Annotated in this window: 9 protein-coding genes; 6 read left to right on the top strand and 3 right to left on the bottom strand. The window is 67.1% G+C overall.

Annotated features, from left to right (window positions below):
* Positions 1-942, bottom strand: a 942-nt coding sequence (locus tag ACILQR_RS13170; protein WP_395651858.1) for an outer membrane protein, incomplete at its 3' end; no start/stop codon positions are given.
* A gap of 246 nt (positions 943-1,188) precedes the next feature.
* Here ACILQR_RS13170 and ACILQR_RS13165 point away from each other — a divergent pair.
* Both ACILQR_RS13165 and neuC read left to right on the top strand, forming a co-directional pair.
* A complete protein-coding gene (locus tag ACILQR_RS13165; protein WP_395651857.1) occupies positions 1,189-2,271 on the top strand; it encodes an N-acetylneuraminate synthase family protein in 1,083 nt (360 codons plus the stop codon).
* Entirely contained in the window at positions 2,268-3,431 is a 1,164-nt protein-coding gene (gene neuC / locus ACILQR_RS13160; protein ID WP_395651856.1) for a UDP-N-acetylglucosamine 2-epimerase, read from the top strand. Before ACILQR_RS13165 ends, neuC begins: the two co-directional genes overlap by 4 nt.
* 270 nt (positions 3,432-3,701) lie before the next feature.
* Here the strand turns inward: neuC and ACILQR_RS13155 are convergent, their stop codons facing one another.
* Entirely contained in the window at positions 3,702-4,361 is a 660-nt protein-coding gene (locus tag ACILQR_RS13155; RefSeq protein ID WP_395651855.1) for a cytidylyltransferase domain-containing protein, read from the bottom strand.
* 62 nt (positions 4,362-4,423) lie between these two features.
* Here ACILQR_RS13155 and ACILQR_RS13150 point away from each other — a divergent pair, with 62 nt between their 5' ends.
* From ACILQR_RS13150 to ACILQR_RS13140, 3 genes are all read left to right on the top strand, one after another.
* The gene (locus tag ACILQR_RS13150; protein WP_395651854.1) at positions 4,424-5,488 is read left to right on the top strand and encodes a GDP-mannose 4,6-dehydratase; all 1,065 of its coding nucleotides are present in this window, start codon (positions 4,424-4,426) and stop codon (positions 5,486-5,488) included.
* The gene (locus ACILQR_RS13145; RefSeq protein ID WP_395651853.1) at positions 5,485-6,552 is read left to right on the top strand and encodes a nucleotidyltransferase family protein; all 1,068 of its coding nucleotides are present in this window, start codon (positions 5,485-5,487) and stop codon (positions 6,550-6,552) included. The genes ACILQR_RS13150 and ACILQR_RS13145 overlap by 4 nt, the downstream gene beginning before the upstream one ends.
* Before the next feature lie 103 nt (positions 6,553-6,655).
* Positions 6,656-8,869 (top strand): AGE family epimerase/isomerase, encoded by a 2,214-nt coding sequence (locus tag ACILQR_RS13140; RefSeq protein WP_395651852.1) that lies wholly within the window; start codon positions 6,656-6,658, stop codon positions 8,867-8,869.
* Here ACILQR_RS13140 and ACILQR_RS13135 read toward each other — a convergent pair.
* The gene (locus ACILQR_RS13135; protein WP_395651851.1) at positions 8,866-9,981 is read right to left on the bottom strand and encodes a glycosyltransferase family 61 protein; all 1,116 of its coding nucleotides are present in this window, start codon (positions 9,979-9,981) and stop codon (positions 8,866-8,868) included. The genes ACILQR_RS13140 and ACILQR_RS13135 overlap by 4 nt on opposite strands.
* A gap of 114 nt (positions 9,982-10,095) precedes the next feature.
* Between ACILQR_RS13135 and ACILQR_RS13130 the strand changes: the two genes are divergently transcribed.
* Positions 10,096-10,601, top strand: a 506-nt coding sequence (locus ACILQR_RS13130) for a dTDP-4-dehydrorhamnose 3,5-epimerase family protein (protein WP_395651850.1), incomplete at its 3' end; no start/stop codon positions are given.

Here is a 10,601-nt window from a genome sequence, read left to right as displayed (position 1 = left end):
GCCGGTCTTGGCGTAGTTCGCGGCGGCCGTGATGACCGAGCGGGCTTCAGCCGTCAGGTCCGAGCGATCCCAGTCGAAGTAGACCACGAACTCACGAGCGACGGGAGCGGCCGGAGCGGTCGGGCGCGGCGGAGCCGGAGGCGCGACCGGGGTCGGGGCCGGCGGGGCCGGGGGAGCGACGTAGGGAGGCGCAACCGGGGCTTCAACTTCTTCCGGACCGAAGGCGTAACGCAGGCCCAGCGAAACGCTGTGCGCCGAGTCATAGTCGCCTTCCAGGGTGCCTTGCGAGAAGGCCGCGACGGAGGAGGTCGTGAAGAACTCCATGTCGCCCGTCAGGTAGCGGTAGGTCAGGTCGATGTTGGCGCGGTCCGAAACGGCCCAGGCCAGGCCCGCGATGGCTTGCGCCGCGAACTTGGTGGACGAATCGTCGGCGGCGAAGCCGACGGTGCGCAGGTTGCGGTGACGGCCGATCACGTCGGTGTTGACGTGGTTCACACCGGCGCCGAGGCCGACGAAGGGACGGATGCCCCAGTATTCGAAGCCGAAGTCATAGATGACATTGGCCATCAGGGTCGTGGAGGTCGCGTCGCCTTCGGGCGAGTAGCAGGGGCCGGTGGCGGGCGTCAGGTTGCAGACGCCGTTGCGGCCGCGACGGGCACGGAAGGTGCCGATGTCGCCGGAGCGGTAGCCGCCCTCGACTTCAACGCGCCAGTTCGGGTTGAACCGGTAGCCCAGGCGGGCGAAGGCGGTCCAGCCGTCGTTGATTTCCATGCGGAAATTGTTGCCCGTCGTCGCCGACTCGAGGTTGATGCGGCGATCGATGTGCTGATAGCCGGCGTCAACCGCACCGTACCAGCCATCGGGTTCCGCCGAAGCGGCGCCGGCCGACAGGGCGAGAGCCGCCGCCGCGCTGGTCGCCAGGATCATCGTCTTCATACGCATGGGTGTGAGCCCTCCGCCAAAATTGATTCATGCGGCGGTCTCACCGCCTGATGGCTCTCTAACAGCGTTGCCATAGGCGGTCGAGGCGATAACGTCGTTACCCATCCGTGAATCTGCGACCGTGGCGTTGAAGCTACACGAAAAAATCGTATCGCGCGGTTCGATCACCCCTATCCGGGATCGCAGGTGACGTGATCGGGTCCGTCCGGCTTTCGGAACCGGGCGAACCTGACTACAGATTCGGTCATGGCGCACCAGGCTGAACGCTGCGAGATCATCGCCGAGGCGGGGGTGAACCACGACGGCCGCGAGGACCGGGCGCTGGCCCTGGTCGAGGCCGCCGCCCGTGCGGGGGCGGACACGGTAAAGTTCCAGACCTTCGACCCTGAGGAGCTGACCACGGCCGCCGCGCCGACCGCCGCCTATCAATCCGCTGCGGGCCAGGGCCCGACCCAGGCGGAGATGCTGGCCCGGCTGGTGCTGTCGCCCGCCGGCCTGAGGCGGGTCGTCGATCACTGCCGGGCGCACGACATCGGGTTCCTGTCCACGCCGTTCGACATCGGCTCGGCGCGGATGCTGGTCGACGACCTGGGCATGACGCGGATCAAGGTGGGGTCGGGGGAGCTGACCAACCTGCCCTTCCTTCTGGAGCTGGCCCGGCTGGGCCGGCCGCTGCTTTTGTCCACCGGCATGGCGCAGATGAGCGAGGTCGAGGACGCCCTGGGGTGTGTGGTCTTCGGCCGGCTGGCGGGCTCCGAAGGGCGACCCTCGATCGCGGCCTTTCGTGCCGCCCTGGGTTCGGCCGAGGCCCGGCCGATCCTGGCCGGGACGGTCGTCATGCAGTGCGTGACCCAGTATCCGGCACCCCACGACCAGGCCAACCTGAGGGTGATCGACGCCTATGCCGCGCTGGGCGTCAGGCCGGGATACTCGGACCACACCCTGGGCATCGACATCGCCCTGGCGGCTGTGGCGCGTGGCGCCGTCGTCATCGAGAAGCACCTGACGCTCGATCGAACAGCCGAGGGGCCGGACCACAAGGCCTCGCTGGAGCCGGACCAGATGGCCGCCCTCGTCGCCGGAGCGCGCCGGGTGACGGAGGCTCTGGGCAGCGCGGTCAAGGCACCGGTCGAGGCGGAGCAGCCCAATATCGCCGTCGCCCGCCGCAGCCTAGTCGCGCGACGCGCCATCGCCGCCAGTGAGGTCTTCTCGTCCGACAACCTTGCCGCGCGAAGGGCCGGAGCAGGCCTGCCCCCCGCGCGGCTGTGGGATATGGAAGGTCGCCCCGCGCCCCGGGCCTACGCCGCCGACGAGCTGATCGACCCGTGAGTGTCCGGGCGCGCATCGGCGTCTTCACTGCGACCCGTGCGGAGTACGGCCTGCTGCGGCCCGTGCTGTCGGCGATGGAGGCCTCGGCACGACTGGAGCCCGTCCTGATCGTCAGCGGAACCCACCTGTCGGAGCGGCACGGCCGGACCCTGTCGGAGATCGAGGCGGACGGACGCAAGCCCGCCGCGCTCGTGCCGGTTCCCTTGGCCGGGAACGCGCCAGCCGACGTCGCGGCGGACATGGCGGCGGTGCTGGCCGGACTGGGGGCCGCCGTACCCGGCCTCAGGCTCGACGCCCTGATGGTGCTGGGCGACCGGACCGAGGTGCTGGCGGCGGCGGCGGCGGGGGTTCCGTTCGGCCTGCCCATCCTGCATCTGGAGGGGGGGCACAGGACCACCGGCGCGGTGGACGACGCCATCCGCCACGCCGTCACCAAGCTGTCGGCCCTTCATTTCACCGCCGCCGAACCTTACCGCCAGAGGATATTGCAACTGGGCGAGGCCGGTGATCGGGTGTTCACCGTCGGCTCGACGGCGGTCGAGACGATCCGGGCCGCCCGGACCGACCGGGCGACGGTGGCGCGGATGCTCGAGGCGGATCTGGAGCCCGGCTTCCTGCTGGTCACCTTCCACCCCGAGACCCTGGCGGCGATGAGCCCCGCCGATCAGGTCGCGGCCTTCCTGGGCGGACTGGGAACCGTGAGGGATCGCAAGCTGGTGATCACCCGGCCCAACGCCGACGTGGGATCGGACGCCGTGCGCGCGGCGCTCGACGCCTTCGCCGCCGAACGACCGGATCAGGTGCTCCTGAATGAGTCCCTCGGCGCGGCGCGCTACGCTGCCGCCTTGACGGCCTGCGACGCCGTGGTCGGCAACTCCTCCAGCGGCGTGATCGAGGCCCCGATCGCGGGCGTCCCGTCGGTCAATGTCGGCGGTCGGCAGGACGGCCGGATCAAGCCGCCCAGCGTCGTCGACTGCGCCAATACACCGAGCGTGGTCGCCGAGGCCCTGGCCCGCGCCCTCGACCCAGCGTTCGCCGAGACCGCGCGCAGCCAGCCGGCTCCGTTCGGGGAAGGCGGCGCGGCCCGGCTGATCGTGGAAACCCTTGAACAAACCACGTTTTGCGGATTAGCGCGCAAGTCTTTCGTCGATCGTCCTTAAGCCCGGTCCGGACTCGAAATTAGAGTCCGAAGAGTCCGAAGAGTCCGAACTCAATTTTAGAGTCCGTTGAGTCCGTTGAGTCCGACGTCGGCGTGATCGGGATTGTCAAAGACCGGGTTGGGCGACCACCATACCACGTCGAGAGGGAGCGTCAGGCAAACAGGGCCGAGGACGCACCAATCCCTTGTCCGGCAAGGGATTGGTCGTTTGGAGTTGCGAACTTGCGCTCACGGCAGACGACATCCGCCGCATGACGGAAGAAAAAGACTGCTACCCGCCCGTCATCACCGCCTCGGCCATCATGAAGTCGAACAGGGTATCCACGTCCCAGCCTTGCTCGGACGGCATGACCCAGGCCAGGGTTCCTTCCGTCTGAAACGACCGGTCGATGCGCAGCCGCTCCGGTCGGCCGACGTAGACCGCCCCGTTGATGACCACCGACTGATCAGCAGAGGCCTCCGCCTTGTGATAGGTGCCGGCGGCATCCACGCGGCCATAGAACCCCGGCGGCTTGGGCAGGGTCGAGACCCCGATCACGGCCGGAGCCGCCCGCGCCTCGCACAGGGACACCGCGCCGTCGATGTCGGCGGCGGTGCGCAGGGGCGAGGTCGGCTGGAGCAGGACCACATAGTCCCAGACACCACCCACCGTCGCCAGCGCATGGTCGATGGCGTCGATGACCGAGGCTGCCGGGCCGGCGAGTTCGTCGGGGCGGTCGATGACCTCGACGCCCATGCCGCGCGCCACCCCGGCCACCGCCGGATCGTCGGTCGAGACCACCAGCCGGTCGATCGTCGCTGCCTCCAGCCCGGCCCGCAGAGTCCATTCGACCATCGGGCACCCGGCCATGGGGCGCACATTCTTGCCCGGCAACCGCTCCGAGCCCGCGCGGGCCGGGACGATGGCGAGCACGCGTTTGTCGTCGATCATCGCCTGCCCTTCCCGGTTCGCCATGATCAGAACAGGCCGCGCCTTACGTCTGGTTAACCACGTTGGACGACATTGCGGGCCACGGCTTCGAGGCCGAGGGAGCCTTCATCGTGAGCGACGCCATCCAGGCCGACGACATCCTGTCCGGACTTGCCGGCAAACGCGTCCTCGTCACCGGTGCGGGCGGCTTCATCGGCAGCCGGCTGACCGAGCGGCTGGTCGAGTGCGGAGCCGAGGTCCGGGTGCTGGTGCGCTATACCTCCGACGGTGACGCTGGCTGGCTGGACCGGTCGCCGGTGCGCGCAGGGCTCGACGTCCGCCGCGGCGACCTGGCCGATCGCGACAGCGTCACCGACGCGGTGCGGGACCGGGACATCGTTTTCCACCTCGGTGCCCTGATCGCCATTCCGTATTCGTACCTGGCCCCCGAAAGCTACGTGCGGACCAATATGTTCGGCACCCTGAACGTTCTTCAGGCCGTGCGCGAGCTGGGCGTCGGGCGCATGGTCCATACCTCGACCAGCGAGGTCTATGGCTCGGCCCAGACCATCCCGATGACCGAGGCCCACCCCCTGGTCGGCCAGTCGCCCTATTCCGCCACCAAGATCGCCGCCGACAAACTGGCCGAGAGCTATCACCGATCGTTTGGAACGCCCGTCGTCACATTGCGCCCGTTCAACACCTTTGGTCCCCGGCAAAGCGCGCGGGCGGTGATCCCCGCCATCGCCGTGCAGATGCTCGCGGGGCGTCCGGTCAAGCTGGGCGACACCCGGCCGACGCGGGACTTCGTCTTCGTGGACGATACGGTGGACGCCTTCCTGCGCGCCGGGATCACGCCAGGCGTCGAGGGCGAGACGATCCATACCGGCGGCGGGCGAGAGGTCCGCATTGGCGACCTGCCCGCGATGATTGCTACCGCCGCCGGCGTTTCGGTCGAGGTCGTCGCCGACGAGACCCGGATGCGGCCGCCCGCCAGTGAGGTCGAGCGGCTGATCGCCGATGCGTCCCTGGCCCGGGCGAAGCTCGGCTGGGCACCACGTGTCAGCGTCGAGGAAGGCCTGGCCCGCACCGTCGATTTCATCCGCGCCAACCCGACCCTTTATCGCCCCGACGAGTACGCCGTATGAGCCGACCCGGCGACATTTCCGGCAACCTGCTCGGGCCCGACGACACCCTGCTGACCGCCATCGAGCGGATGGACGGGGTGCGGCGCAAGCTCCTGGTCGTGGTCGATGGCGAACGCCGCCTGCTCGGCACCCTGACCGACGGCGACATCCGGCGCGGGCTGATGCGGCGCATCGAGATGGACGCGCCCGTCCGCGAAGTCATGAACCTCGATCCCGTCGCATTGCGAACCGGCGGGTCCGAGGCCGAGGCCGTGCGGCGGCTTTCGGATCGCGGGGTCCAGTTGGCCCCGATGCTGGATGCCGAGGGGCGGGTCATCGGCCTTTATCCCGACGCCATCGGCATCTCGGCGACACGCGACACATTGGTGGTCATCATGGCCGGGGGGCGCGGCGTGCGCCTGGCTCCCCTGACCCAGAACTGCCCCAAGCCGATGCTGAAGGTGGCGGGACGCCCCCTGCTGGAAACCATCATCGAGCGGCTGCGCGATCAGGGCTTCTGGCGCTTCCGACTGGCGGTCAACTACCTGGCCGAGATGATCGAGGACCACTTCGGCGACGGCTCAGCCATGGGGATCGAGATCCGTTACCTGCGCGAGGATCATCCGCGCGGCACTGCGGGGGCCCTGGCGCTGCTCGACGAACCGCTGGACGGCCCCATGCTGGTCATGAACGGCGACCTGCTGACGCGAATGAGTTTCTCCGACCTGATCGATTTCCACACCGACCTGGGGGCCCAGGCCAGCCTGTGTGTGCGCGAACACGCCTTCCAGGCCCCGCACGGCGTCGCCGAGATCGACGGTAGCCGTCTGGTGTCCCTGCGCGAGAAGCCCACCTTCCGCTGGCAGGCCAATGCGGGTGTCTACTGCCTCGATCCGTCCGTCCTCGCCCGCGTCCCGGCCCAGGGCCCCTATGACATGCCCGAACTGCTGGCCGCACTGGCCGCAGACGGCGAAACAGTCGGCGCCTATCCCATCCACGAATACTGGCTCGACATCGGCCGCCCGCCCGATTTCGAGAATGCGCAGACGGATTTCGGGGCGGTTTTCGCGCCTCCGGCGACCTGACGAAGGTCCTTGCCACGAACGCTTCGGGAACACGCTCTGGACCCCGCGAGCCGTCCAACAAATCTGCTTCGCAAACCTTTCAGCCTCCGCTAAGCAGCGGGCAATGAAAATTTATCCTGTGATCATGTGCGGTGGGTCGGGGACTCGTCTGTGGCCTGCTTCCAGGCCTTCGCGACCCAAACAATTCATCCCGCTGGCGGGCAATCGCTCACTCTTTCAAGAAACAGTGCTGCGTGTCGCGACGCTGGCCGATAACGGAGGCCGGCTGATCGTGGTTGCCGGCGTCTCTCACCGGCCCTGGATCATTGAGCAGTTGGGCGAGATCGGCGTGTCCGCCCATGTGCTGCTGGAGCCCGAGGCGCGGGACTCGGCGGCCGCGATGGCCGCAGCGGCAGCCTGGACCGAACGTGAAGACCCGGGCGGCGTGAACGCCTTTGTCGCCTCAGATCATCACATCCCCGACCACGAGGCCTTCCGGGACGCCGTGCGCACGGCCGCCGTCGCAGCCGCCGAAGGCCGCGTCGTGACCCTGGGCGTATCACCCAGCGAAGCTTCGTCAGCCTACGGATACATAAAACCGTCCGGCCGCGGACTTTCCGACATCGATCGGTTCATCGAGAAGCCCGACGCGCCAACGGCGAGTGAGTACATCGCCGCCGGCTATCTGTGGAATAGCGGCAACTTCGTGGTCGCGGCCCGCACTCTCCTGTCCGAACTTCGGACCCATGCGCCGGCGGTCGAGGCTGCAGTGCAGGCGGCCCTGCCGCCCCGCGGGCAGGCCGAAGTGGAAGTCCTGACCGAGGCCTTCACCGGCGCTCCCAAGATTTCCATCGACTACGCCCTGATGGAAAAGACCCGGCTCGCTTCGGTGCTCGAAGTGCATTTCGGATGGTCCGACCTGGGGGCATGGGACGCGATCGCCGCGAGTGGCGAGGGCGACACGGGCCTCCACATCTTCGAAGATGCAGAGGGCTGCCTGGCACGGTCAGCAGACGGCATCATGGTCGCCGCGCTCGGCGTACGGAACCTGGCGATCATCGCGGAGAAGGACGCGGTCCTCGTCTGCGACCTGTCGCGCGCCCAGGACGTCAAGCGGATCGTCGATCGCATCCGGATCGCCTCGCCCCAGCACCTCGATTTCCAACGCCCTGTTGCTGAAGCCCTGGCCATCGGTGGCCGTCGCTTCGCGGATTGGATGCGCCTGCGTGCCCTTCCGACCTGGGCAACGCTCGGCCAGGACGACCGCGGCGTCTTTGCCGAGGTCATCGGAATGGATGGTCGACCGGTCCATACGTCGCGCCGGGCGCGGGTCCAGGCGCGCCAGATCTACGTCTTTGCCCAGGCCGGCCAGATGGGCTGGCGAGGCCCGTGGAAACACTGTGTCGACCAGGGCGTCGATCGCCTGATCGCCGACTATCTGCGCGACGACGGCCTGTGCCGGACTCTTCTTGCGGCGGACGGTACGCCGCTGGACGAAACAGCCATGGTCTATGACCAGGCCTTCGTCATGTTCGCCCTGGCCATGGCCAAGGGTGCCGGATGCACCGAGCCAACCATTGAGGCACGGGCGGTCAAGATCCGCGAGGCCCTGCGCTCCCGCTCCCTGCCCAACGGCGCCCTGATCGAGGGGGGAGACGACGCCTACCAGTCCAACTGCCACATGCACCTGCTCGAAGCCTGCCTGGCCTGGGAAGAGACGGGAGGCGACGCCGGATGGACCGAACTGGCCGATCAGGTTGCACGTCTGGCCCGGGCGACCTTCATCGATGCCGAGGGCGGATATTTGCGCGAGTTCTTCGGTGCTGACTGGGCACCTGCCGCAGGCGAGGCCGGGCGACTGGTCGAACCAGGGCATCAGTTCGAATGGGCCTGGCTGATGGCGCGCCACGCGCGTGCCCGCAACGATGAGAGCGCCCTGGACGTCGCACGCAAACTCTATGCGCACGGCACCGCCGGCGTGAGTGAACGGATGGCGGTCGCCGTCGACGCCATGAATGATGACGGTACGATCCGCAGCCACCGAGCGCGTCTGTGGCCACAGACCGAATGGCTGAAGGCCGCCCTGATCCTGGCCGAACTCAGCCATGATGGCGCGCGGCAAGCCTACCTCGAAGACGCGGCGGCCGCACAGCGTGCGCTCTGGCTTTATCTCACCGAGGACGGCCTTTGGCGGGACAAGCGCCTCCAGGATCTGACCTTCGTGGACGAGCCCGCCCCGGCCAGTTCCTTCTACCACATCATGGCTGCCCTGCGGCAACTGTCGGACACCGGCCGGGCGAGCGAGTTGGACGTTCTGCCCAACCCTGCCCTTAGCTAGACGCCCTCGGCGATCGGCTGACAGCCGAGCATGATCAACCGGTCTCGCAGCGCGTCCGGGTCTATGATCACGTCGCGATTGTGCAGTGTGGGAAAGTGGGAATAGTCGGCGTCGGGGTCGATCGCCTCTTCTGCAATCATGCAGTGATAGCCCACGCCCACGATGCCGCTGAGGATATCGAGCGAGGCCGACAGCCCGTGATAGAGGTTGCGTTCGTTCTCGATCACCAAGGCGATGGCACCCGGCTCGCAAAAGATGAGGTTTGCGAGGTCGGATCCGTGAACGCCGAGCACGAACTGGGCCTGTGAGAACATGGCGATCTGGTCCCGCGCCGACAGCTGTCCCAGCTCGACGACCTCGAACCCGAACGCCTCTAGCACCGGCTGGATGGCCGCCCAGTTGGCGACCCGCCGCTTTGGCGTCGTGAACGATTGCCTAGATGCAAATATTCGACGACGGCCGGGCACGATATCGGCGGCCAGGTTCGCCTTCAGCGTCGCCGCGATCCCGCGGACGACCTCGGGATAGAGATAGCGCTGATCGGGGAAGGTCACGACGATCGCATCCTGAACAAGGTAGTCGTTGTCGTGGGTGACCCAGGTGATCCGATCTTCCGGAATGCCGACCGCCAGAGCGGTCTCCCGGAACTGATTGCGCGCCTCTGTGCAAACCATGAACCGGACCGCAGGATCCGCGAACAGGTCCGGTCTCAACTGACGAAGGATGTAGAAACGGGCACACCAGCTGACAAGCCAATGATACCATACGCTGTCGATCGGTCCCCCGATGATGACGTGAGGCCCCTCGATCAGGATCGGGGTCGAGCTGAGTGTAAATTCATCGTCCGTAAGCTTGGGGCGCGCGCGCGGGAACCAGTAGCCGACATTGTCGTAGCTCTGGTTGACCATCAGTCGGCTGGATTCGAGATCGACCACCAGGTAGCAGCTGGACACCAGCTGGTTTGGCGTTCGGCAAACGAACAGATCGATCGCCTCGGACGTCGCGTCCTTGTCCAGCCGGATGCGCTCCGTCGGCTGTCGGACCAGATCGGTCCGATCCTCGAAGACGTTCAGATCGGCATCTAGAGTGCCGCTTATTTCCAGCGTATTCATGGGGCCCGATGTGACGGCCTTACCGGGTATTGTCGACCCAATTGTGTACGGGCGGCAGGCTCCGGAACGGTCCGGCCCACCTGGCCCGCCTTCATAAACTGAGCATTTATCGTCATGACCTCGGGTTACCGGCTCGAAAAGATCACCGACTTTGCCGACCTCGCATGGGTTCACACACCAGTCTTCAGCGACCCGAGAGGATGGCTGAGCGAACGCTACAGCCGTCCGGCGTTCGAGGAACTGGGGCTGCCGGACTTCGTCCAGGACAACTGTTCCTGTACCCGCTTACCCGGTACGGTCCGGGGACTGCATTTCCAGACCCCGCCCCATGCCCAGGCTAAATTGTTCAGGGTGATCCGTGGACGGGTGTGCAATATCGCGCTCGACCTGCGCGAGCCCCGTTTCGGGTTCGTCACCACCCGCGAGATGGACGAGGACTCACCCTGGATCTTCATTCCGGAAGGCGCGGCGCATGGGTTCCAGTCCCTGACCGCAGACGTCGAGATCCTCTACAAATGCAGTCGACCGTTCTCGCCGGGCCATCTGGGACAGATCGCCCATGATGATGCCGCCCTGTCATTGCGGCTTCCTCTCATCGTACCCCCAGAAACCCGTTCCGA

The sequence above is a fragment of the Brevundimonas sp. genome, from assembly GCF_044239655.1.
GTDB lineage: Bacteria > Pseudomonadota > Alphaproteobacteria > Caulobacterales > Caulobacteraceae > Brevundimonas.
The sequence above is the reverse complement of the archived record's forward strand: the minus strand, read 5'-3'. Positions and strand labels throughout refer to the sequence as shown.